This window comes from Cytobacillus praedii (assembly GCF_001439605.1).
Classification (GTDB): Bacteria; Bacillota; Bacilli; order Bacillales; family Cytobacillaceae; genus Cytobacillus; species Cytobacillus praedii.
Window position 1 is genome coordinate 64,481 of record NZ_LMBX01000006.1, and the last position, 24,741, is coordinate 89,221.

Consider the following 24,741-nt stretch of genomic DNA (forward strand, 5'->3'; position numbering starts at 1 on the left):
CATATGAATAAACAAGAGATTAAGGACTTATTTTTAAAAGTAAAAAACCAGAACCCACTCGTTCACCATATTACAAACAATGTTACAATTAACGATTGTGCTAATGCGACGCTCGCGATTGGTGGTTCGCCAGTCATGGCAACAAGTAACGAAGAGGTCGCAGATATGGTGAAACTGGCAAATGCACTTGTCATAAACTTTGGCACCATTGATGATGAAACATATGCTTCAATGGTTCGAGCAGGGCAAGCAGCAAATAAAAAGGGGATACCAGTTATATTCGATCCTGTTGGTGTAGGAGCTACTCCTTTTCGTACCAATCGTGCCAAGGACTTTTTAAAGCATGTAAGGGTATCGATCGTTAGAGGGAATGCATCGGAGGTATTTGCCTTAATCGGCGGGGAAGCAAGCACAAGAGGTGTTGACTCAGGCACCTTGTCCGTTTCAGTAAGAGATTTAGCTAAAAATGCAGCAGCTAAACTTGAGACAATTGCTGTGATTAGCGGGGAATTGGATACCATTTCAAACGGAAACCAAATAGTTCAAATCGAAAATGGGGATATTTGGTTAACTCGAATCACTGGAACAGGGTGTATGACAGCTTCCTTAATTGCATGTTTTTCAGGAGTTACTGAAGATTGGTTCTCGGCAGCGATTGCAGGGATGTCTGTCATGAGCTTAGCTGGAGAGCGTGCAAGAAAAGCAATTCAAGACAATGAAGGAATCGGAACATATCGAATGAAGTTAATGGATGAAATCTTCCTTATGGATAACCAAATCTGGGCTGAAGGAGTGCGTTTATTATGAAACCAGATTACACGTTGTATTTAGTTACAGAGGAGTCCATGCCGATAGAACAGCTGCTTCGAACAGTTGAAGAAGCTGTCAAAGGAGGAGTCACCATCGTCCAGCTCCGAGAAAAAAATGCTTCGGGAAAAAACTTTTTTGAAAAAGCAAAATGCGTGAAGGCTTTGTTATCTGCCTATCATGTTCCACTGGTCATCAATGATCGTGTGGATGTCGCTTTAGCCGTTGGTGCCGACGGGGTTCATATCGGACAAACCGACCTTCCATTGGCAGTAGTTAGAAGTATAGTACCTTCATCCATGTTTGTTGGTGTATCTGTTTCTACAATTAATGAAGCAAAAGAGGCAGAGGAAATCGGTGCGGATTATATCGGAGTAGGTGCCGTATTTCCGACTCACTCCAAAGACGATGCGAAAATTTTACCTTCAGGAATGCTAGCAGAGATTACGAATGCTGTTGCAATCCCTGCTGTTGCAATTGGAGGAATAAAACTTGATTATATTTCTCAGCTTCGTAAAATGAATATTGCTGGAGTGGCGATTGTATCTGGGATCATGAAGGCAGATGATCCTTACAACGCAGCAAGCTCTTACCGGAAGAAAATGAGCAGTCTTGATTAATAGTTGATCATCCCGAATAAAATACGGGACTGAAACTCTAAAATACAAAAAGTTAGTGTCTCATAGAAGCTTTCCATGTGATATTTTTCCGAAATATCCAGACTGTCACATAGGAGCAATAATAAGAAAGGTTCTCCACTATGCCAGAAATCTTGAAGCGTGTCACTAAACATATTAATCAGTCTTTTTAAAGCATCTAACATCAAGAACAGCACGCTTATTAGAATAGATTCTACTATTAAATCTGCAGGTCAACTAGTACGCTAGTTGACCTGTTTCTGTTGCCTGCCCCTTTCCCTATTTATGTAAGTAGTTTCAGAAAAACTTAAAAAGTTCTATAATTATAGTTAAGGGTCTAAATATAAAAATAATTTCAACAATAAGGAGAATCTTTTATGGAAAAAATTACCCGCATTTCAAATGAACTGAAGGACTGGATTCTACAAACATTAAAAAGCGGTGTAAATCCTGAATCAATTGTTGCTGCTATGGTTAAGAAAGGATTTGATCAAGCATTTGCCTATTCAACAATGTTACGTATCCTAAACAATCAATCTCTAAAAACCGTTGATAGCAATCAAAGCCCTTATATATATGAACCTATTGACATGGAAAAAAAGGGGAATCGTATAACTACAACTGATCGAGAAATTAAGGTGCTTTTGAAAATGGATAAGCCATTCATCATGTATCTTGACAATGTACTAAGTACAGAAGAATGTGATCAGTTAATTCATTTATCAACGAATCGACTTCAACCTTCAGAAATTATCGACCCAATAACAGGAGAAAAAAAAGCTGTACCTGGAAGAACGAGCAAAGGTGCCTATTATCATTTAAATGAAACAAATCTTATTGCCACGATTGAAAGAAGAATAGAAGAAATAACGAGTCACCCGCTTAATCACGGGGAAGGCCTTCAAGTATTGAACTATAACATTGGCGAGGAATATAAGGCACATTTCGATTACTTTCCTGCCAATCAAATTGACATCGATAAGGGTGGACAGCGGATTGCAACTTTCTTAATCTACTTAAATGATGTAGGGGCAGGAGGTGAAACGATTTTTCCAAAAGTCGGTTTATCTATCGTTCCAAAAAAGGGAACTGCTGTTTATTTCCATTATGGCAATAGTCATGGTCAAGTTGACCGAATGTCCTTACATAGCAGTATTCCCGTCATAACTGGGGAGAAATGGGTGGCAACAAAATGGATCCGTCAAACAAAAATCTCCCAGAAAAGCCAAACGAATGAGGTATTAACTTAATTTAAGTAAATATTATTAAATAAATAATATTTCAAACAAATCCTAATCTTGCCAAAATATAGAATATAAACGTAAAATAAGAGAAAGGTTTTTGTTGCATAGGGAGTGTGCCCGATGGAAATGATGAACGGCTTGCTTATTAATTTACTCTTTATTCTTATTTTCGTTTTATTAACAAATATGCTGTTATTACACAAAAATAGATTTACTCAATCTTCAGTTTGGAACGTATATTTTGTTTTTATCATTTGCGCACTAATTGTCATCTGCCTGCTTCTATCGGTTTCGGTAGGACATGGTTTTATTTATGATTTACGGTTTGTCCCGTTCCTTCTCGGTGGTTTATACGGTGGGAAGCGGATAACAATCGGATTAGGCATTTTTCTCCTAGTCATTCGATTTATTCTTGGCGGAGATGGATTTTGGTTATCCTTATTTCTTATCCTAATTTCAACAATTGGAATTTTTGTAATCTCACCGATCTATGTGAAAAAATCACTTTGGACTAAATTAAGCATGGTATCCATATTTTCCATTGGATATGCAGTAATTGGCTATTTAATCCCTGCACTATTATATGGTTTTCACGACCTTACCGAATTCGTTATTTACAGCATTATTTTAGTTATTTCTACCTTTTTTGTAACATACCTTACAGAGATCCTCAGAACTGCATTTGTATTGCAGCTCGAGGCATTGAAATTTGAGAAAATGGAAATTGTCAGTCATTTAGCCGCTAGTATCAGTCATGAAGTAAGAAACCCGTTAACTGCTGTTATCGGCTTTCTACAACTAATCGGGGAAAATGAGCATGCAAATGAAAAAAGTAAATCATATGCCATGTATGCTATTGAAGAAGCCAATCGAGCATCTGATATCATAAATGATTATCTTACTTTTGCTAAGCCACATTCAAATGAAGAATGTTTAATGAAGATTGAAAAGGAAATCAAAAAGTGTCAGGATATTCTACACCCGCTTACTTTAAAGCAAAATGTAGATATAGAGACTTTTCTTCAACATGAAGGTTCGATTAAAGGGGATCCCCATAAATTCCATCAAGTATTACTAAATATCGTGAAAAACAGTATTGAAGCAATGCCAGAAGGCGGCATGCTGACGATCCAAACCTTTGAAATCCGTGATCGTATCCTAATAAAAATAACTGATACTGGCCATGGCATGAAACCGGAACATATTGCTAGACTTGGGGAGCCTTATTTCTCATTAAAGGGACAAAAAGGGACAGGGTTAGGAATGATGGTAGTTTATCGAATTGTAGACAGCATGAAAGGCACAGTAAATGTAACAAGCGAAATCGATATTGGCACATCTATAACACTATCGTTCCCGAGTATCTCGTAAGTTCCATTTATACTTTATTACCTATTTTTATAGTATAATATTGGATAAAAATATAAGTTTGGAAGGACATCGATTTCATATGAAAACAATTAAGCCAGTTGAACTAAGTAACAGATTGCAGAAAAATGAAGAGGTATTTATTCTCGATGTTAGAGCAGAAGAAAAATACAATCATTATCATATCAAAGAACAACATATACATAGTGTAAACATTGAAAAAACACATATTTTTAATGAAAATGATAGCGAGGCAATTTCTAGCTTGCCAAAGGATAAAGAAATAATTATCACCTGTACAACTGGAAACTCCGCTAGGAAATGTGCAGAGATTTTAGCTAAAAAAGACTACAGCGTAACCTTGCTTGAGGGCGGAATTACTGCATGGAAGGAATATAAAGATACAAAGTAAGCGGTTAATAATGACCGCTTACTTCTTTTTTATATACTTACTGAACTGATTAAGAGAGAGTATCGTTGTAAAAAAGATGCTATAACCAATGAACGAATATAAATGTTTCCAAGAATGATGGTGCATAAACAATCCGAATGCTTCAGATTGTTTTTCAAAAACAGCCATGATCAGGCTGAAAGCCAGAATAAATATCGCTTTTTCCCAACATTTCAACTTACTGCACACAATTAAGAAAAATACTGTCAGTAATGGGAGGCCAATGAGTGAAAAAAAAATATGTATAGAGAAAATTTCGGGCCATGGTCTTGCTGGAAAAGAATAAAGACCTCTGCCAACAAAATAAAGGTCTAAGTATGTTCCGTATAAAGAAGAAAACAGGATAATTGGAAGGAAATTCATTATGCTTTTAATCACGAAAAGAAATGGCTTTTTTCGTGATAACCGCAAGTTCGAGCCTTTCAAGTGTTTTACAATAGTCATTTTCAATCTCTCCATCTATTATTTCTTCTACATGGGTTAAGTAATTGATGACTCTTGCATCCTTATACCAATCACCTATTTCTGCACAAGGATGGGTTTGATTTTTCCACGCAAATTCTAAACGAGGACTATAGATACGCGCTGAACCCGGGATAATTTGACATGATTTAATCCGTTGCTTCAGAATTCTCCCAGGAACTCCTTCATCCACTTCATGGAAGAAATGAGGCCAGTAATCCATTCGCGAACCCGTATGCGGGTGCTCATTAGCCCAGTTGACAGTCATTTCAAATCGTTTATTATGATTAAAAAGAAGATGATATAATCGTTTACCAAGTAAAATTCGCTCATGCAAACTTTCAAAATGACGTAATGTTTGTCCAACGAGCTTTAAGCTGCCATTAAATGAATAGGGAAAAAGAATATGATTCATAGATAGAAACTCATGCAGCTTGAATTCCAATGTATTAAATACCTTCTTTTTAAAAGCAGCGTTTTGTAAAACTCTTGCCTCCAAATAGCTTTGTTCATTCACGATTAAAGCCATCGTCAACAGATACATATCCCGTTCCGTCCAAAAATCATTCCAGATAACTTCCATGAACATAGAAACGTTTAAATAGGGCAAGAAGTGAAAAAGATTTCTTCCACTATTTAAACTTGCTTCATAGAGCAAGAATTGTGGAAAAGCATCTTGAAAAATCAGCCAATTTCCCCGTTCTAAAAATGAAAAAAACGACTTCGCTTCTTTGCCTGTTAATAACTTTGATAGAATCCCACCCTTCAAGTCTGACATATTCCATCCACCGTTTCTTGACACCATATGACCTAAAAAAGCCCAGTGGATTTCTGGATGCCGATTAAAAAAGGCAAGATATGCTTTGGTTCTAGTTACATTATTTTGATTTAAACGATTAGTTTCCCTTTTGATTTCTTGAATAAAAGCATTCTCTCTAAGGGATAGTTCCTCTGTGGTTTTTTGTTTTTTAGCCCTTTTTTTCAGCTCCTTTTTTATTTTAAGCAGCCGTTCAGAAAGTTGATGTTTTTCCGGTTTCTTAAGCTTACAAAAGATGTTCACCACCCCCTAATGAATGGTTCCTGCAAATGTTGAATATGTATTTGTATATATTAAAAAGCAGGGAGAGAATACAGATGATGAAGAGCCGCATCAGTGCTGGGATAAACCAGCTGATTGAAAAGCTGAAAAAGGATCAATCGCCTACTGGTTCATGGGATTATCCATTTGAAACAGGAATATCCACTGATTGTTATATGATCATTTTATTAAGAACATTAGAAATTCATGATGAAAACTTAATCATACAATTAACTGAGCGAATAATAAGTAAGCAGGAGAAAAACGGAGCATGGAAGCTTTATTATGATGAAGGAGAGGGGAATATTACGGCTACCATAGAGGCATATTATGCACTCCTTTATTCTGGATATTACAGCAAAAAGGATCCGCTGATTAAAAAGGCAAGACAGTATATAGTAGCAAACGGCGGTTTAGACAGCGCTCATCTACTTGCAAAACTCATGCTTGCCATGACTGGTCAGCTGAAATGGCCCGCACGCTTCCCGCTGCCCTTAGAACTAATATTGCTTCCGCCGACATTCCCAATAAATTTTTATAGTTTTTCCGTGTTTGGAAGGGCAAATATGGCTCCAATCATGATTTTAGCCAATCGAAAATATCAAATTCGTCTGGAAAACAGTCCAGATTTGTCTGATTTATATACCCGCAAGATGGACTACAATAGGGATTCCTTTCATTTTAATAACACAGAAGATTGGCGTTCTTTATGTGCCACGATTGAGAAAGGAATCAAAAGTCTAATGGGGATGCCAAGCTATATACATAAACTAGCAACGGAACAGACAAAACAATATATGCTTGCGCGTATTGAACCGGATGGTACATTCCTTGGCTACTTTAGCTCTACCTTTTTAATGATATTTGCCTTGCTGTCATTGGGTTATTCGAAAAAGGATCCTATCATAATCCGGGCAGTTAAAGGGCTAAAGTCTATGCAATGTGAAATAAATGGTTTGATCCATATACAATATACAAATGCTTCTGTTTGGAATACTTCCTTAATTAGCTATGCTCTTCAGGAAGCTGGGGTCTCGCCAAAACATCAAATGGCAGATCGAGCCAACAATTATTTGATCAGTCAGCAGCATTATAAATACGGGGATTGGATCATTCATAATCCTTCTAGCTCTCCAGGAGGCTGGGGGTTTGCAAACAATAATATGCTTCATCCTGATGTGGACGATACAACGGCTTCTTTACGGGCAATTACAAGAAATGTACTAAGTACACCGGCTTACCGTCAATCATGGGAGAGAGGAGTTCTGTGGACTCTATCCATGCAGAACAATGATGGAGGATGGCCAGCATTTGAAAGGAATACGAATAGCAAGCTAGTAGGCATTCTGCCGATTGATAAGGCAGATTTTCTGCTGACTGACCCATCTTCAGCAGATTTAACAGGAAGAACGTTGGAATTTCTATGCTCCTATACAAATCTATCAAAAAATCATAAAGCAATAAAAGAAGGAATGAATTGGCTCCTTCATAATCAAGAAAGGGATGGCTCCTGGTATGGACGGTGGGGGATTTGTTATATATATGGAACATGGGCAGCTGTAACCGGACTTCGTTCAGCAGCTGTAAGAGAGAATCATCATTCCATTAAAGCTGCAAACAATTGGCTATGTTCTATTCAAAATCCAGATGGCGGCTGGGGAGAATCATGTAAAAGTGATAGTAAACAAGTCTATATCCCATTAAAAGCAAGTACGCTCACTCATACTGCATGGGCGGTGGATGCTTTAATTGCAGTCTCTAATAAACCAACAAAAGCAATCAATGCTGGAATAAATTTTTTATTGAATCAACTCCATCAAAAAGACTGGACAACAGATTACCCCAAGGGGCAGGGAATGGCAGGTGACTTTTATATTCATTACCACAGTTACCGCTTTATTTTTCCTTTACTTGCATTCGCACATTATCAAAATAAATATCTTACACATTAATTGAACCTATCTTTTGTCTCTCATTATCCTAGCTTCATTTCCATTTACAAGTTTTTACACTACAAATGCCAGAAAAATGTTAAAATAGGCGATATGACTATAATTTTAATAAGGAGGATTCCAACTATTGGATACAAAATTCAATAAGCCCAAAACCTTTGGTGAGATATTAGATCATACATTCAGCTTAAGTAAAAATCGCTTTAAAGACTTTTTCTTGATTTTACTTATATTAATGGGACCTATTTATTTATTGCAAGCACTTATTCAGCTTTTATCAGGTGTTAGCTTTTTCAGAGAACTGGGAAGCGGGGAAATGTGGTTTGAGCAGATTCTCATGAGTTTTGATGAAACAGCTATCCCGCTTGACAGTTCAATTGGTGCGGATATTGCACTAATATTGACTGGTTTATTTGGAATCATATTATTCCCAGTTGCTGAAGCAGCTGTTCTTTTCGCGATCAATCATATTCGAAAAAACGAGGAATATACAGTAGGCTCAGTAATAAAAGAAGCATTTTCACGTTTTTGGCCAATTTTTTGGAGCACGATTTTATTTGGATTAATTACGTTTGGATTAATTATCGTACCCATTCTTATGATTAGTTTAACTGGTGTTTTTGGAGCAATCATACATCCTGCAATCGGGATTATTTTGGCCATTTTATTATTTTTAGGTTTTGCTGTTGGCATTGGATACCTATTGACTCGCTGGAGCTTTTATTTTGGCTCAGTCGTTCTAGACCGAGAATCTCCTGGCTTATCACGAAGCTGGAGTCTTACAAAGAAGCGTACATGGCTGCTTATGGGGCTTTATATTATTTTTTATATCATTATAGCGACCATTAGCAGTGCAATTGAACTCACCTTTGGGATTTTCTTAGGGAATAGCGTCCTGTTATCCATCATTGTCAATTTAGCAACCATTGTGACAACTATGCTATTCACTGTTGGATACGCAGTCATGTATCTTGATTTGAAAACAAGACATGATGCTGATGATATTAAAGATATGATTGAAGATTACAAGTCTTAATAAAAGGTGACGATCAATGTTGAAGGATAGCCAGGCAAGAGATGAGCTTGAGGAGATACTTAAGGAACGCGAATATCAGGCTTATTACGATGATTCGAAAGGATTGATTGCCAGGTGGTGGGAAAAGGTGAAGGAGTGGTTTGCCGATTTGTTAGCAGATTTGTTCCCATCCTTTGCTCCCACCAGTTCTGCTGCAGGGCCAATTCTCATTGGAATCATTGTTATTATGATCATATTACTCGGCGTTGTTGCTTTTTTTATCTTTCGAAATAGAAAAAGAAACCGAATGCTTGGTGATCATAAGCCATTACAATCTATAAACGAAATAGATTGGTCTTTTAAAAGACATTTCTCTGAATCACAAAAGCACGAAACGAGTGGAGAATATACATTAGCAACCCGCCATTTATTTTTAGCATTGCTCCTCTACTTTCATGAAAAAGAATGGCTTGTCGCCCGAATTTGGAAGACAAACTGGGAGTATTATGATGAGCTTCGAAAAGTAAATCAAGAATGGGCTGACCAATTTTATCACCTTGCACGATTATTTGATGAAGTAACATATGGAAAGCACATTGTTCATAAAGAGGAGTATTCACAATTTCATACTACTGCAATGAAATGGCTTGCAAGTTTAGAGGAGATTCGTGAATTAAGAGAAGAAAGGAGGTAGCAGCTAATTTGCAAAAGACTTTTGAAAAGAGACGACCATGGATTTGGCTAGTTATTCTTCTTATTCTATTTATACTCATTAGTTATTTCAGTTTTTCCAAACAGCCAAAACCATATCCAAATTTTGTGTCTGATTCCCCTTCACCAACTGGAGTTAAAGCATTCTATACATATTTAAAGGATAAAAAAGAAGTGAAAAGATGGTCTCATTCACCTGAGCACCTGCCTAAAAGCGGCGAAAAGAATTTGCTCCTAATGGTCGAGCCTTATTTTTTTCCTGAAAAGGAAGAAATGGAAGCGTATTTGGAGTTTATGGAAAAAGGGAATACCATACTTTTGTTTCACACGAATCCAAAAGGAATGTTTGATATAGAAATTGAGCATATAGACTCTAATACTTATTCGGGCGAGGATTTAGTTGTAAATGACAATAGTGGTACTGATTACCGTGCGGATCTGTATTCACCTGTCCGTCTTCAAACAAACGAAAAAGATAAAATCTTGCTAGAAGATGAAGCTGGAGTCCTTGCCATCAAACGATCATATGGCAAAGGTCAATTGATCGTTTCTAACTCGCCTGAATGGATAATAAATGGAAGTATTTTAAGTGCTGATCATCTTCCTCTCATTCTTTCTTTACTAAATGAAGAAGAAAATACTAGTCTCTTATATGATGAATTTGTTCATGGTGCGGAAAACAGTTCCACATTTTTGACATTGTATCCTAAATGGTTTTTACTTTTATTCCTGCAAAGTGCACTCATTGCCATTCTTTGGCTAATGTCACGCGGAAGGCGATTTGGACCGATTTTTATTCCACGGGAAGAAAGCGTCCGATTCAGTGATGAAGGCATTCGTGCCTTGTCTGCCTGGTACATTAGAGGCAGACGATACCATGAATCATTATTATTTCAAGCTGAGTATGTAAAGCTTTTGCTCCAGGAACGATGGGGAATTCCAGTCAGTAAAGAATGGAAGGATCTTTCTGCTCCATTAGAACGAAAGTGGACAAACATACCTGCTCACGAGATTAAATCATTTTTAAATGAGCTTATTACAATCCTGCAAAAAGAAAATGTAAACAAGCAAGAATACTTGCTTTGGTCGAAAAAGCTTGACCGTTTAAGGAAAGAGGTGGAGGAATCTTGAAGACAGAAATAACAAATTTATTGGAAAAATACGAGGAACGAATTTTAGGTCAGCATACAAATCTTAGACTCCTTTTATCTGCTATTTTAGCAGGGGGGCATGTCCTTTTAGAAGGCGTACCAGGTACAGGCAAAACACAGATGGTCAGAACACTCGCTGCTCTTCTTGGAGGAGACTTTAGCAGAATTCAATTTACCCCAGACTTGCTTCCAAGTGATATTACTGGAAGTACCATTTACAATATGAAGGATAATACGTTTCAAACAATAAAGGGTCCCGTTTTTACAAACATCCTATTAGCTGATGAAATTAACCGTACACCTGCAAAGACACAAGCAGCCCTTCTTGAAGCGATGGAAGAAAAACAAGTTACGATACAAGGCGAAACCTATCCATTGTCTGATATATTTTTCGTTGTGGCCACACAAAATCCCATCGAATTTGAAGGGACGTATCCATTGCCTGAAGCACAGCAGGATCGATTTCTGTTCAAGCTTCACATTGATTTTCCATCTTTTGATGAGGAAAAAAATGTCCTTAAGCAAGTAGTTGAAAATAAATTCGATAAACAAACGCTTGCATCCATTCTTGATATGGACACTTTTTTAGTAATTAAGAAAGAGATTGAAAGTGTAACATTGGAAGATCAAGTAATCGATTATATTATGCAGCTGGTCAGAAAGACAAGAGAGGCTGAATCAATTCGTTTCGGTGCGAGTACGAGAGCAGCCATTTCCATTGGTAAAGCGGCTCAAGCATGGGCGTACCTTTCTGGTCGTGATTATGTGACACCAGATGATATAAAAATGGTTGCCAAACCTGCATTAAGACATCGCATTCAACTTTCCCCACATGTGGAATTGGAGGGATTGACTGTTGACCAGATCATTGAAGAGCTTGTGGGCTCGATTCCTGTTCCAAGGTAGAGGGGTTCTACCAACAAAACGTTTATTATGGCTTTTCACCCTCCTATCTATCGCTTTAATCATTGTATCCATTTGGGACATTTCTTGGACGTTTTTACTTACAATGAACATTCTCATATTGATTGCAAGTCTATTAGATTTGCTGTTTTCAGCAAATAAGAAGGAGCTTTCTTTTAAAAGGATTGCTCCTGCAGAAATGGAAAGAGGCATTGCTTATCAAGTTAAAATTGAAATAAAGAATAACTCGCCGTATTCATTATCGTTTCGGTTAATTGATGGAATCCCTCAATCGTTTATTCAGCAATTCCCGCTAAAAGGGAGTGTTTCTATGCAATCAACCGTTCTTGCTGCATATGAAGTGATTGCACCAGTAAGGGGAGACTACAGGATCGATAAGATCTATTTTCGGTATTCAAGCCCTTTAGGGTTATGGGAAAAACAGATCACAATTGAACAGTATGACAGTGTAAAAGTGATTCCAGATTTAACTGAAACGAAGCAATACTTGGAGAATGCGCAAAAATTTTTACTGTATGAAGGAGTAAAAATCCGAAAGCAGCAAAGCGGTGTCGGTGAGTTTGCCAAAATCCGATCGTATGTCGTCGGTGATGATCCGCGCAATATCAACTGGAGGCAAACAGCAAAGCTCCGGGAAGTGATGACAAATGAATATGAACCAGAGCATGGAAAGCATGTGACGATTTTAATTGATTGCGGCAGAATGATGGGAGCGGAACTGAAAAAAGGAAACCGTTTAGAAAAATCATTAGAAGCCGCCATCACCGTTGCAGCAGCAGCTCTGCAAAAAGGGGATTACGTATCTGTTCTTGCTTTTTCAAAGGATGTAAAAGTGTTTGTTCCAGCAGGTAAAGGGATGGCACACTTGCAAACCATTCTCCAGGCTGTATACAGCATCGAAGTGGATGCTGCGGAATCGAATTACGCTGCTGTATTGCATTATTTAGAAACGATGCAGAAGAAGCGCAGTTTTATCCTATTATTCAGTGATGTTCGTACATTCCTGCATGAGGAAAGTGCGTTTTCCTATTTAAAAAGAATTAGACAGAGGCATTTGTTTCTCATGATAGGAATTGAAGATCAGACACTCCAGAAGAGAATTCAGATGCAGCCAGAAAATACACAGATGGCCATGATAAAAAGCATTGCCCAGCAGCAAATGCTTTTTAAGAAAAAAGAAAAGATCAAGTGGGAAAAACAAGGCCTCCAAATGATAGAGGCCCGGGAAGAAAGATTAGCAACAGCAGCAGTATCTTCCTATATTGATATTATGAATCGAAATCTGCTGTAGGTCTTTTTTTCAAGAGTAGAAGCTTTCCAATCACAACATAGAGGACTAGACCAATAACAGTTATAAAGGCAACGATATATTTAGCTTCTAACGAAATGGCTGCCGGGGTAATAAATCCTTCAATGATTCCAGCGATGACAAAGAGCGGGATAGTACCGAGCAGCAGCTGGACTGACCGTTTTGCTTGCTCCTTTAATTGGTATCCTCTTGAAAACTTACCAGGGACAAAGAGCTTATAGCCCATTAATAAACCTGCTCCGCCTGCAATAAAAATGGCAGTAAGCTCAATCATCCCATGAGGCACGATGTAAGCCCAAAAATCATACGATTTTCCATGATGCCAAAAGAGTGCTGCGAGTGCACCTACAAGGATGCCATTATAAATTAATAAATAAACGGTCAAAAGACCAAATGTCACGCCGCCAGCAAAAGCTAAGATGGCCACTTGAATATTATTTGTCATTATGCTTGCAGACATGAATGAAGAATCAACTTCTCCATCACTTGATCCTAATGCACTGGGATCGACTCCTTGAGCTATCTCTGGCGGCAGGATGGCATACATATGCAATGGATCATTGACAACAGAAATGAAGCTTCCTGCAGCACCGAGTGTAAATAAAATCATCGCGGCAAGGACAAACTTCCATTGCTCTACTAATAAACCAATAAATTTCGTACTAAAAAAATAACGAATCTGCTTCAAGCTTGAAACTTGGTCTTTATATAATAAATTATGTGATTTTGAAACCAGACCATTTAAGTATGGTGTGACTTCTTCCGTTGGAAAGTATGTTTGGCAGTATGACAGATTTTGTGCTGCCTTTTGATAGAGCCGATGAAACTGATCTATATCTTTACCAGCAATGCGATTTCTCCTTTTATGGAGGGTGGTCACGAGCTGTTCCAGCTGCTTCCATTCCTCCCGATGCTGCTTAACAAATTGTTTAATATTCAAATTAACACCTTCTTTAGTGATGACTTTTTAATAATGGGAACATGTTTCTATCTCCTTATTATAGTAATTTTGTAGAAAAATAGAAACCGCTTTAGCTAAATTCAACAACAGAAGAGAGGGAAACTAAATGAATCAAGAAAATGTGGGGATTAAAACACCTGAATTTGTCTCCCTTCAATTTCAGCTTGCTGGTTTAGGCAGTCGAACGGCTGCATTTATCATTGATCAGTTGATCTTAATGGTTGTAAATATACTAATCATCATTGCTTTTTTCTTTTTTATGTATGGAACAGCAGATATTATGCTTTTGGAGATGAGTTCACTTCCATTAGCGATTACCATTATTGTCATATTTCTCATTAACTGGGGCTATTTCTTTGTCTTCGAATTTTTTTCAGGCGGAAAAACGATTGGAAAGAAACTGATTGGGATTCGGGTCATACAGGATAATGGACATAGTTTAACATTGCTTTCTAGTTTTATCCGGAATCTGCTCCGAATCATTGACTCCTTGCCAGCCAATTATTTTCTTGGGCTGATTATGATCTTTTTCCATTCAAAACATAAGCGGATTGGCGATCTTGTCGCAGGGACGATTGTTGTTCATGAGCGAAAAGCTAAGAAGAAAAAGAAACTGACTGCGATTGAACGGGAAATTGTAAAAAGGGGTCTTACAAAAGAAGAGCTGCAAATAGAAGAATGGACTTTGAAAACATTAGGCGCGAAAGAATGGAACTTGGTTAAAACGTATTGCAGCCGATTTGCACAATTGCCTTTAGAAGAAAGAAATGAACTTACTATTCAAGTGGCTGAAATCCTCTTCAATAAGGCCGGACTCCAATTAGAGGGAAAAAGCGGGCGTGAAATTGAAGATACTTTATTAATCCTTTACTTGCTGTTAAAAGAAGAATGGGAATTTGAGTTGTAGAGTGAACACAAATAAACTGAGTGTCTAATCGAAAAGAAAACAGGGGACGAAACCATAAATAGGTTCGTTCCCTGTTTTTGGCTTTAGACAAGTTTAGCAGAATTATAGATTATAAACTAGGATGTCCAAACTTGAGGCTACATCAGACAGATTTTGTGAAAACAAGTGAATACGTGTCCGAACATAATTTCTTTATACAAATGTAGCAAATTCATAGACATTTATGTTCGAATTTTTCAGCAAGTTATTTCATCGCTTTTATAATTACCTCCCCAAAAGAACATACTTAAATAAGTTAATCTTGCTAATTACTTAATTTCCTTCATTTCCTCTGAAATTGCTGCTGTCAAACTATACACACCCTTGGCATCTAGCCCCACTTCCCATATCATCATGCCGCCAAAGCCATTAGTAAGTGCGAGTTTTGTTTTCTTTTGAATCGTTTCTGCTCCATTATAAAAATAGGTAGTCCCATTCAATTTTACAGAATCTTTGCCTGCATTGTCAGGATCATTTTTTATAAGTGCCTCATAGGAAACTTGTTTACTTTTTGGATCCTCCGGTTGTGCATAGAAAGGAACCCCAAGTACAAGCTTTTCTTTTGATATATTGTGTTTATCAAAAAGTGTCGTCCAATAATTTACGATATTCTCAGTAAACGGATAGGGGGATAAATTTGCCGCATTATATCCGCCATCCCATTGGCCGTCATACGCCATAATGTTTACATGATCAACATACTGAAACATAGAAGGCTCGTACACAACAAAACCAAGCTCAGTTCCAGTTACACTATGAATCTTTGAATGTACAGCGATGGAAAGTTCCTTTCCCTGAAGGTGAAGCTTCGAGCTTAATTCTTGAATAAAAGCATTGAGGTTCACTGCATCTTCCTGTGAACGAGGATGTTCAAAATCAATATCAATGCCATCTAAATTCTCATTTTCAGTTAAATTCATAAGTTCTTTAACAAGCTTTGTACGTGCAAGAGGAGCAGCAATTGCAACTTTAAAATAATCATATGATTCTCCGCCATTCATATGAAACCAGCCACCAACGGCTAGTATTGCTTTCGAGTTATTTTGATGGGCTTTCGAGACCATTGTTCGTAAATGCTCTAACGCAGTGTCACCATTTAATAATACATTTCCATCTTTCGTCGGATGAGCAAATGAAAAAATCACATGGGTTAATTGATTGTAATTTACCACAGACGGATCCCGAAAATCCTGAACATAGCCAATCAGCAAGTTGGATGCTGAGTGTTCTAACTTAGGCAGCGCCTTTTGTTCTAATGCTTTCGAAGACTGAGGAATTTGACCGATGTCCAATAGGTCTGACGAATTATTTTTTACTGAAAATAAAGAGCCTGCCACAAATCCTCCTGAAAAAATGAATAGGATCGCAAGCAGCAGATATATTTTTTTCATCCATTAATCCCTCCATATAATCCTTCAACCTTAAAAGTGTAACAAAAAAGGGAAGGGAGGAGAGGTGGTAATTTCAAGCAAAAAAGCTAAAAGAATATGGTCATTCTTTTAGCTTTTTTTCATTTTTGATGGATTATTTACTTTGTATAAAACTGGATCACCTACAATGAATTCCTCTTCAACATCTTTACCATTAGGCAATTTCTTCTTTACGATTTTTCCGTCGAATTCAAGTTTTTCACCTGGAGCAAGTTCAAATTTCTTCAAGGTTTTTGAGTGAGCACACCAGGCAAGTCCCACTTCAATTGGATTTTCCTGTTCAATCACAACGTTTTCAAGAACGACGACTTCATCATTTTCTTCATTAAAATGGTTCCAGCTTAAAGCAAATTGCTTAACCGTCCCAGTGAAATGTACCTTTTCCTCTGGTAATTGAATTTTTGCTTGTTTTTCTTTTTTTGGTGCTTCATCTTTTTTTACAGCCGTTTGTTTAGGTGCATTTACTTTTTCGCTTTTTTGCACTGGTGCAGAGGATGGTTCTGCCACATTAGAAAATGATACTTTCCCAAAGCTTGATGCCTGCATTTCCTTTAGATAAGCAGGATGAATACAGCTTAGGTTCCCATCCTGGAATTCGACAATGATCGTATTAAATTCTCCACCTTGCCCGTATGTCTCATACCCTTTAATGGTAACAAGGCGCTGATGATCTCTTTCCTTGTACCAGAATTCCTTCTTTACTTCTTTGGTAGATGATAATCCCCATTCACGAACCTTTTCAGCATAGTGGGATTCATCTGTAAATTGTTCAAATTCTCCCTTTGGCGGAAGATAAGCAGTCCGGTTGGCATCTTCAATATGCGGTAATGTAATCGCCATACTTACACATCCTTTCATGGTTATTGTACCATTTTAGGTATTTATAAAAGAAATATCTACCCCTATAGGCTCGAATTGGGAACAAAACTTGTTAAATTTAATGTTATGCATTATGTTTATTTTTTTAATAGGTAATTAAAGATACAGGAGACTACTTTTATATCGAACAAATAAGTGTTATAATTATTATTAACCAATGGTCAATAAAGGAGCTGAAAGGATGTCCCCGCGTAAAACCACTTCTCAAGAACTGACAAGAGAGAGCATCTTGCAAAAAGCACGAACTCAGTTTGTAAAACAGGGGTTTCATCATGTTTCCATGCGAAGCATTGCAAAACAGCTAGACTGCAGTCATGGAGCGATTTATTACCACTTTAAAAATAAAGCTGAACTGTTTTATGCGATTGTAGAAGATGACTTTTCTGAACTAAACAACTTGTTGGATGAATCCATTCAAGGTCCTGAGGATAACACAACAAAGCTCTATAACGTTTTTATTCGTTTTATTGAGTTTGGTTTAAACCATCAAAGCCAGTATGAAATTATGTTTATGGTAAGAAATACGGAGGTAGATAGTTTATCTCAAGCAGCAGCCAACCTTAGTTATCAAAAGTTTGCCCAAACAGTCCAATCCTTGTCCGAGAAAAAACATGAGATAATAGATATATGGTCTGCATTTATAGCACTTCATGGTTTTGTCTCTCATTACCGTGGATATGTTGAAAATTTTAACGAAGCAAAGCCAGCTGCTAAGTTACATGTAAATTTTATAGTAAAAGGATTAAATGGATAGAACTGCTCTAAATCATATTCTGATTTAGAGTTTGTATTTATTTTTTTTTGTATTATTTGACCAGTGGTTAATAATAAGGAGAGGAAGATATTTATGGAAAAAGCATTAGTACTAGGTGCGTCGGGTGGAATAGGCTATGCATTAGTTCGTGAATTGAATAATCGAGGGGTGAATGTAGTTGCTTTTGCTAGAGGAAAAGAAAAATTACATTCACTTTATCAGCATGAATCAAGGATAACTATTTTTTCAGGGGATGCATTAGTGGAAAAGGAGGTACTCGAGGCAGCGAATGGCGTGGATGTAATCTTTCATGCAGTTAGTTTTCCTTATCAAGATTGGGATAAGAAACATCCATTGTGCATGGAAACTTTGGTTCGGGTTGCTAAGATACAACAAGCAAAAATTGCCTTAGTGGATAATATTTATGCTTATGGGAGGCACACCAAATTAGAAATAAGTGAAGATGCCAAGAAAGAACCACATACAAAAAAGGGTAAAATCAGACTTGCAATGGAACAAACATTGAAGAGAAATAACGTTCCTTATTTAATTGTCCATATGCCAGATTTGTACGGACCTAACGCAGAAAGTACGATCCTTCATGAAACTCTCAAAAATGTAGTTCAAAACAAATCTGCAAATTTTGTTGGTGATCTCAAGGTAGCACGAGAGTTTATTTTTACTTTTGATGGTGCAAAGGCGATGGTGGAGCTAGCTTCTAGAAAGGATACTTACAATCAAAGCTGGAATATCCCATCAGCGCATCCGATAACGGGTGAAGAAATTATTGAGATTTTACGTAAGGAGCTAGGATATAAAAAGTCGATTAGAATTGTGTCAAATAAAATGATTTTCTTCCTAGGAATGTTTCAGCCATTTATGAGGGAGATGGTAGAGATGATGTACTTAACAAAGGAACCGGTAATTTTGAGCGGTAAAAAGTATGAAGAAAAAATTGGAACCCTACCGTGGACGACGTATAGTGATGGAATTAAGAAAACAATAAATTGGATGAATGAGAAAGTATAGGGAACATTTTTATCAAAAGAAGTTGAAAAAGTTAAATTGTTTTATATTTAAACAATCGGGTGAATTTCTAATACAAGGAATTTTGCCCTTTTTATATTCCATATTATTCACTTGATGTTCAGCACTGATTAAAGATAAAGGGATATAAAAGATAACCTTTCCATATCCCTTTGATGTATCTATATCATCCCATTGAACTTCTAAAGCTGTTCTTTCAAATATATATTCCTTTTATATTTTGACAGATTCGATTCATTAAGTTTTAATTCGTAGGTGCTTCCATTCCAGCCTCTGCCCATTCTTCCCGTGAAGGACCATACATGCCTGGTACTCTTAGACCTGCTAGACGCATTAAAACAGTTAATTGACCTCTGTGATGAATTTGATGTGAGTTCAGAACAGATAAAGTAAGGCTTTTCGGCCATTTCTCTCCATACATATCATCAAGATCATTTAATGTGTGATCTGTCCATTGTTTTTTCATTGCAGCAATCATATTATCGCTTGCAGTGCGGTAGCTGTCAGCAATTTCCTTAGCACTTACTGGCACGATAGCTTCATGCTCTGCACCAACAAAATCAAGTCCTGTCCGTGAAAGCATTTCATGAAGGGACGTAACGAGATGCCATGCTAAACTGCCTAATGTGCGATACTCTGGAGTAGCTTTCAATGATAAGGATTCATCTGTGAGATGATCCAAAACCTTCTGAGTTAAATTGGCTTCATGATTCCATTCATTCGTAAATTCTTCAATTGTATGATACATTTTTAAGTCCTCCTTAAATTGAATACCATTCCTTATTCTTCTTTTACATATTAAATCCTTCTTATTCACGGGAATTTTACATTTTTCACAGGAAAAGAGCATTTGTTATAATGGAATGGAACAATTCCAAAGCAGAAAGGGTATAGAATGAATAAAACGATCGGAATATTAGCACATGTGGATGCTGGAAAAACAACATTTTCTGAACAGATTCTTTATCATACAAAAAGTATTAAACAAAGAGGCAGAGTGGATCATAAGGACGCATTTCTAGATAGCCATGAAATAGAACGGCAACGTGGAATTACCGTTTTTGCAGATCAGGCCATATTCAGTTATCAAAATTCAACCTATTTTCTAATTGATACACCGGGCCACGTCGATTTTTCTCCTGAAATGGAGCGAGCTATTCAAGTGATGGATTATGCCATCATTATCATTAGTGCGGTAGAAGGAATTGAAGGACATACGGAAACCGTCTGGACGCTTTTAAGAAGGTATCAAGTGCCTACATTTTTCTTTATCAACAAGACAGATCGTGTTGGAGCAAATGTGGAAAGTGTGCTTGAGGAGATTAAACTTAACCTAACAAAGGATATCTTTTTAATAACAGACTCCTTTAATGATGGTGAGATGGATGAGGAATTCATTGAATTTGCAGCTGAGCGTAATGAGCATCTTTTAGAGCAATACATGGAAACCGGATATCAAAAAGATTTATGGCTAAAGACACTACAGGAAATGATTAATCAAAACCAACTTTTCCTCTGTGGAAGCGGATCAGCACTTCAGGATATTGGAATCGATCATTTTCTAGAGGTATTTAATCAATTAACAGTTACGGATTATGCGCCTGAAGCACCCTTCTCAGGACGTGTCTATAAAATTCGGCACGATGAGAATGGAACAAGAATCTCTTTTATTAAGGCATTAAGCGGCAGCATGAAAGTTCGAGATGAAGTAAGATACTGGAATGGTCAACATGAGATTTCAGAAAAAGTCACCCAAATACGCGTTTATGGCGGGAATAAATATAAAACAGTCGATCATGTTAATGCTGGCGAACTTTTCGCTGTTACAGGGTTATCAATGACAACTATAGGGAATTACATTGGTGAAAAGACCGAGACCGTTGATTTTGAAATGGTACCAACACTAAGATCCAAAGTTAATTTCGAACCATCTGTAAATATAAAAGAAGCATTGCGCTTCTTCAAAATATTGGATGCAGAAGATCCTTCATTAAATGTAATATGGGAAGAAAGTCTGCAGCAGATACATATTCATGTCATGGGGACCATTCAGCTTGAGGTATTAGAACAAGTAGTTTTAGAACGGTTTCAGTTAAAAGTTTCTTTTGAGGAGCCAGAGATCCTATATAAAGAAACAATTGATACATCTGCTGTAGGCTACGGACATTTCGAGCCTTTAGGGCATTATGCTGAAGTACATCTTAAATTAGAGCCCGGCGAAAGAAATAGCGGAATTACCTTCTGTAATGCTTGTCATGCTGACGATTTGACTATAGGGAACCAAAACGTAATTGAACAGCATTTATTTGAAAGAGAACATAATGGTCTTTTAACTGGATCCCCTCTTACTGATGTGAAGATAACATTGTTAACTGGCAGAGCCCATAATAAACATACATCTGGCGGCGATTTTAGGGAGGCTGCCTATCGGGCTTTACGACAAGGCCTTGAAAAAGCCTCAAACATTTTACTCGAACCCATTTATCAGTATAAGATCAAAGTAGATATCGATCAGATGGGACGTGTATTAGCAGATATTCAAACAGCATCTGGCAAATTCGAACCACCTCTAACCGAAGGAAATAAGGTGATTCTAACAGGAACAGTACCTGTAGCAACCTTCATGAACTATAGTACACAGCTGGCTGCTTTCACACATGGAAAAGGTACGATAAGTCTTCGGTTTGCAGGCTATGAACGCTGTCATAATAAAAAAGACGTAATAGAAAAAATTGATTACGATAAGAATGCTGATCCTGCATACACTTCTTCCTCCATCTTTTGTTCAAAGGGACAAGGTTATTCAGTCCCATGGGATGAGGCGGAGGAATTAATGCATTGTTTATAAATATAAAAATGAGCTTCACCTTTTGGTGGAGCTCATTTATAATCCTAATTCATTCAATTGATTTAATAATGCTGTAAACTCATTGATGGTAGTAAATATCTCTGTAGATTCCAATTGATCCAATATAATTTCACCGTCAGACATTACCTGATTCATTTCCTCGATAATGATCATATTCTTTTCAACAAGCTGTCGGTGGATATCTTCGGCTATTGCTGGAGGATCAATTGCATTAAATTTTTCCATTTTTTCAATGAGCGTTTTTATTTGATTTTCTAATTCCTCTTTTGATTCTCCATTCGCAGCGGCATCTTGTATCATCTGCGGTGCTGTTTCAGCAAAATCTTTTAATGTGTTTATATGATCTGTCGCCTTGTTGGCATACTCTAATGAATCATTGACTTCCCCCAAGAACGAACACCCACTTAACATAAACAATACGAGTACAGTAAGTGATAAAAAAAGTTTTTTCATTATGATTCTCCTCATACTTATTGTCGTTCTCTACAATTACTTTACGGCTCAGCACGGATAAAGTTTCAAGTTTCCTTACTCAAAGTCATTCAATAGCAGATATTTTCCCTTTCCATGATATGAATCACAATCCCTCGTTTAGATTAATGGTATTTTATTCACGAGAAGCATTATCACTTATATTGTTTTTATGATATGAAATGAAGGAGAATCAGAATGAGTGAATTCATTAATAACCGTGAACAGCCATCCAATAACCATACAGAACGTCTGACTGTCTTGAGGCAAATATTTAAAGATCTTTATAATGGTAAAAACGTGAAGGAAGTGAAAGCGCATTTCGATGCATTTCTCGGGAAGGTAACTGTTGAGGAAATCTCTCAGCTGAAACACGAAGAAATGCTAGACAACGAATTACCGGTAGAAGAAATTCAGCGATTATATTCTTTGCACACAGAGATTTTCAGAGATTCAATTGAAGTGACACCTCGAAGCAAGCATCCAGAGGATGAACCCGGTCATCCGGTCCATACATTTATATTGGAAAACAAAGAAATTGACAAGCTTATAAAGACAAAGGTTCAGGCACATTTTGAGCAATTTATTAAAGATGATTCTGAAGAAAATGTCTATCAATTACTAGAAGATTGCAATCTTTTACTGGATATTGATAAGCATTATAGCCGAAAGGAAAATTTAATATTCCCTTATTTAGAAAAGTACGGCATTTATGGGCCGACCAACAATATGTGGAGGATTGATGATTTTATCCGTGATTCCATTAAAGAAGCAAAGCAAAAATTAACAAATTATGATGGGGATAAGCAGGCTGTTGCAGGAGTCGTCAACTTTATCATTCAAGAAGTCATTAATATGATTTATCGAGAAGAAAACATCTTGTTCCCAATGGCCTTGCAAAACTTAACAGAGGATGAATGGGTGAAAATAGCTCGTGAAAGTGATGAAATTGGCTTTTGTTTAACTGGCCCTGCTGGAGAGTGGAAGCCTGACAGAAATGAAATTAGTGAGAAAGCCGTTTCCGATGGATATATAAAAATGGAGACAGGCTTACTATCCTTAAAACAGCTTGAGCTGCTTCTCAATCATCTGCCTGTTGATATTACATTCATTGATCAGGAAGATGTCGTCCGCTACTTCTCACATGGGAAAGAAAGAATCTTTGCACGTACAAAAGCAGTCATCGGACGAACCGTCCAAAACTGCCATCCGCCAAGAAGTGTTCATGTAGTGGAGGAACTATTAGCAGACTTTAAATCCGGCATAAAGGACCAGGAAGATTTCTATATTAAGTTCCGAGATAAATATGTATACATTCGCTATTTTGCTGTCCGGGATGAAAAAGGGGAATATGTAGGTACACTGGAATTTACTCAAAATATTGACCCGATTCAGGCAATTAATGGGGAAAAACGAATCTTATCGTAGGATAGGATTCAAGTAAAGTTTTTGTACCGGATTCGGGAAAATAATACAAATGCATAATTTAAGTTATAATCAGAGGTCCCATTCTCAAAAGAATAGGACCTTTTTGCTATGCTGTTAGTTATCCTTCCGATGAAAAGAGATATAGGCATTCACTATTAAGAAAGTTGGTATAATTAAAGATAAAGCATGATTTGAAACTCATCATATAACGATTGCAAATGAATGTTCTTGTGTACATTAATCGCTAAACTTTTTTGAATAAAATATAAAGGGGGATTTATTTGAAGATTAAATGGATATTAACTCTTTTTATCATTACATTTCTTCTTACAGCATGTAATAACGGAGAAAATTCAAAAGACCACTTAGGGGAAATTTACACGATTGTATTAAACTCCATAATGGAAAAAGATCCAGCGTTGAGTCGTGATATGGAATTTATAGCAATTGACATGAGTAATTTTGAAGAATTAAATAATGAGCAAAAAAGAGAAATTTTAAATTTTTTCAAAGAAAAATATAAAGTAATAACAATGGATGCCACTTTCGGGGAACTAGAGGAGAAGGGATACTATAATCCCATTACTATGACATTGGATGGTGTACTTTTAAGAATTGAGAAAGTCGATTTTAAATTCAACCATACTATTTTATTTGAAGGTTCTAAATTTCGGTCTGGGAAAGGAGCGATTGGTGTTGAATGTATAGTTCACTATAAAGATGGAGAATGGCAAATAAAAGAGTCCAAAGAAATTTGGATAAGCTAGGTGTGGCGTTAATTTACACTAAGTGTAGTCCAAAATCCAAACACACTGCATTTTTTTGCTGATATGTTTTTAGGCTATT

24 protein-coding genes are annotated in these 24,741 nt (G+C 37.0%); 17 read left to right on the forward strand and 7 right to left on the reverse strand.

Going from position 1 to position 24,741, the window contains the following annotated elements; translation table 11 throughout:
• Window positions 1-3 precede the first annotated feature (3 nt).
• From thiM to ASU02_RS08450, 5 genes are all read left to right on the forward strand, one after another.
• Complete coding sequence (gene thiM / locus ASU02_RS08430; protein WP_057762970.1) at window positions 4-807, forward strand: hydroxyethylthiazole kinase; 804 nt, start codon at window positions 4-6, stop codon at window positions 805-807.
• Entirely contained in the window at window positions 804-1,427 is a 624-nt protein-coding gene (gene thiE / locus ASU02_RS08435) for a thiamine phosphate synthase (RefSeq protein ID WP_057762972.1), read from the forward strand. Before thiM ends, thiE begins: the two co-directional genes overlap by 4 nt.
• 395 nt (window positions 1,428-1,822) lie before the next feature.
• Window positions 1,823-2,695, forward strand: coding sequence for a 2OG-Fe(II) oxygenase (locus tag ASU02_RS08440; RefSeq protein ID WP_057762974.1), 873 nt, complete (start codon window positions 1,823-1,825; stop codon window positions 2,693-2,695).
• A 114-nt stretch (window positions 2,696-2,809) separates the two neighbouring features.
• A complete protein-coding gene (locus ASU02_RS08445; protein ID WP_057762976.1) occupies window positions 2,810-4,060 on the forward strand; it encodes a sensor histidine kinase in 1,251 nt (416 codons plus the stop codon).
• A 79-nt stretch (window positions 4,061-4,139) separates the two neighbouring features.
• Window positions 4,140-4,469, forward strand: coding sequence for a rhodanese-like domain-containing protein (locus ASU02_RS08450; RefSeq protein WP_057762978.1), 330 nt, complete (start codon window positions 4,140-4,142; stop codon window positions 4,467-4,469).
• Window positions 4,470-4,487: 18 nt separating this feature from the next.
• Here ASU02_RS08450 and ASU02_RS27295 read toward each other — a convergent pair whose 3' ends face one another.
• On the reverse strand, window positions 4,488-4,967 hold the full coding sequence (locus ASU02_RS27295; RefSeq protein ID WP_332307633.1) for a CBO0543 family protein: 480 nt from the start codon (window positions 4,965-4,967) through the stop codon (window positions 4,488-4,490).
• The gene (locus ASU02_RS08455; protein WP_057763139.1) at window positions 4,879-6,024 is read right to left on the reverse strand and encodes a DUF2515 domain-containing protein; all 1,146 of its coding nucleotides are present in this window, start codon (window positions 6,022-6,024) and stop codon (window positions 4,879-4,881) included. Before ASU02_RS08455 ends, ASU02_RS27295 begins: the two co-directional genes overlap by 89 nt.
• A gap of 80 nt (window positions 6,025-6,104) precedes the next feature.
• Between ASU02_RS08455 and shc the strand changes: the two genes are divergently transcribed.
• The 6 genes from shc to ASU02_RS08485 all read left to right on the forward strand — a co-directional run bounded on the left by shc (window position 6,105) and on the right by ASU02_RS08485 (window position 13,092).
• Window positions 6,105-8,000, forward strand: a complete 1,896-nt coding sequence (gene shc, locus ASU02_RS08460; protein WP_408607260.1) for a squalene--hopene cyclase — start codon at window positions 6,105-6,107, stop codon at window positions 7,998-8,000.
• A 127-nt stretch (window positions 8,001-8,127) separates the two neighbouring features.
• Entirely contained in the window at window positions 8,128-9,036 is a 909-nt protein-coding gene (locus ASU02_RS08465) for a hypothetical protein (RefSeq protein WP_057762980.1), read from the forward strand.
• A 16-nt stretch (window positions 9,037-9,052) separates the two neighbouring features.
• Entirely contained in the window at window positions 9,053-9,709 is a 657-nt protein-coding gene (locus tag ASU02_RS08470) for a DUF4129 domain-containing protein (RefSeq protein WP_057762981.1), read from the forward strand.
• Between the two features lie 8 nt (window positions 9,710-9,717).
• Complete coding sequence (locus ASU02_RS08475) at window positions 9,718-10,857, forward strand: DUF4350 domain-containing protein (RefSeq protein WP_057762983.1); 1,140 nt, start codon at window positions 9,718-9,720, stop codon at window positions 10,855-10,857.
• Window positions 10,854-11,783, forward strand: coding sequence for an AAA family ATPase (locus ASU02_RS08480; protein ID WP_057762985.1), 930 nt, complete (start codon window positions 10,854-10,856; stop codon window positions 11,781-11,783). Before ASU02_RS08475 ends, ASU02_RS08480 begins: the two co-directional genes overlap by 4 nt.
• A complete protein-coding gene (locus ASU02_RS08485) occupies window positions 11,734-13,092 on the forward strand; it encodes a DUF58 domain-containing protein (protein ID WP_057762987.1) in 1,359 nt (452 codons plus the stop codon). The genes ASU02_RS08480 and ASU02_RS08485 overlap by 50 nt, the downstream gene beginning before the upstream one ends.
• Here ASU02_RS08485 and ASU02_RS08490 read toward each other — a convergent pair.
• Window positions 13,070-14,050 carry a stage II sporulation protein M gene (locus tag ASU02_RS08490; RefSeq protein ID WP_057762989.1) on the reverse strand — a complete coding sequence of 327 codons (981 nt, stop codon included), beginning with the start codon at window positions 14,048-14,050 and terminating at the stop codon, window positions 13,070-13,072. The two genes, ASU02_RS08485 and ASU02_RS08490, sit on opposite strands and share 23 nt — an antisense overlap.
• A 127-nt stretch (window positions 14,051-14,177) precedes the next feature.
• Here ASU02_RS08490 and ASU02_RS08495 point away from each other — a divergent pair, with 127 nt between their 5' ends.
• On the forward strand, window positions 14,178-14,978 hold the full coding sequence (locus ASU02_RS08495; protein ID WP_057762990.1) for an RDD family protein: 801 nt from the start codon (window positions 14,178-14,180) through the stop codon (window positions 14,976-14,978).
• A gap of 308 nt (window positions 14,979-15,286) precedes the next feature.
• Here the strand turns inward: ASU02_RS08495 and ASU02_RS08500 are convergent, their stop codons facing one another.
• Entirely contained in the window at window positions 15,287-16,408 is a 1,122-nt protein-coding gene (locus ASU02_RS08500; protein WP_057762992.1) for a glycosyl hydrolase family 18 protein, read from the reverse strand.
• Window positions 16,409-16,516: 108 nt separating this feature from the next.
• Window positions 16,517-17,287, reverse strand: coding sequence for a hypothetical protein (locus ASU02_RS08505; RefSeq protein ID WP_057762994.1), 771 nt, complete (start codon window positions 17,285-17,287; stop codon window positions 16,517-16,519).
• Between the two features lie 220 nt (window positions 17,288-17,507).
• Between ASU02_RS08505 and ASU02_RS08510 the strand changes: the two genes are divergently transcribed.
• Complete coding sequence (locus ASU02_RS08510; RefSeq protein ID WP_057762996.1) at window positions 17,508-18,080, forward strand: TetR/AcrR family transcriptional regulator; 573 nt, start codon at window positions 17,508-17,510, stop codon at window positions 18,078-18,080.
• 93 nt (window positions 18,081-18,173) lie between these two features.
• Complete coding sequence (locus ASU02_RS08515; protein ID WP_057762998.1) at window positions 18,174-19,109, forward strand: SDR family NAD(P)-dependent oxidoreductase; 936 nt, start codon at window positions 18,174-18,176, stop codon at window positions 19,107-19,109.
• Between the two features lie 262 nt (window positions 19,110-19,371).
• Here the strand turns inward: ASU02_RS08515 and ASU02_RS08520 are convergent, their stop codons facing one another.
• Window positions 19,372-19,875, reverse strand: a complete 504-nt coding sequence (locus tag ASU02_RS08520) for a DinB family protein (RefSeq protein ID WP_057763000.1) — start codon at window positions 19,873-19,875, stop codon at window positions 19,372-19,374.
• A 147-nt stretch (window positions 19,876-20,022) separates the two neighbouring features.
• Here ASU02_RS08520 and ASU02_RS08525 point away from each other — a divergent pair, with 147 nt between their 5' ends.
• Window positions 20,023-21,975, forward strand: coding sequence for a GTP-binding protein (locus ASU02_RS08525; protein WP_057763001.1), 1,953 nt, complete (start codon window positions 20,023-20,025; stop codon window positions 21,973-21,975).
• 36 nt (window positions 21,976-22,011) lie between these two features.
• Here the strand turns inward: ASU02_RS08525 and ASU02_RS08530 are convergent, their stop codons facing one another.
• Window positions 22,012-22,449: a DUF6376 family protein gene (locus tag ASU02_RS08530; RefSeq protein ID WP_057763003.1), complete on the reverse strand. Its 438-nt coding sequence runs from the start codon at window positions 22,447-22,449 to the stop codon at window positions 22,012-22,014.
• Window positions 22,450-22,665: 216 nt separating this feature from the next.
• On the opposite strand from ASU02_RS08530, the gene ASU02_RS08535 reads away from it, so the two are divergent.
• Both ASU02_RS08535 and ASU02_RS08540 read left to right on the forward strand, forming a co-directional pair.
• Window positions 22,666-23,895 carry a DUF438 domain-containing protein gene (locus tag ASU02_RS08535; RefSeq protein WP_057763004.1) on the forward strand — a complete coding sequence of 410 codons (1,230 nt, stop codon included), beginning with the start codon at window positions 22,666-22,668 and terminating at the stop codon, window positions 23,893-23,895.
• A 281-nt stretch (window positions 23,896-24,176) separates the two neighbouring features.
• Complete coding sequence (locus ASU02_RS08540) at window positions 24,177-24,662, forward strand: hypothetical protein (RefSeq protein WP_057763005.1); 486 nt, start codon at window positions 24,177-24,179, stop codon at window positions 24,660-24,662.
• Window positions 24,663-24,741 lie beyond the last annotated feature (79 nt).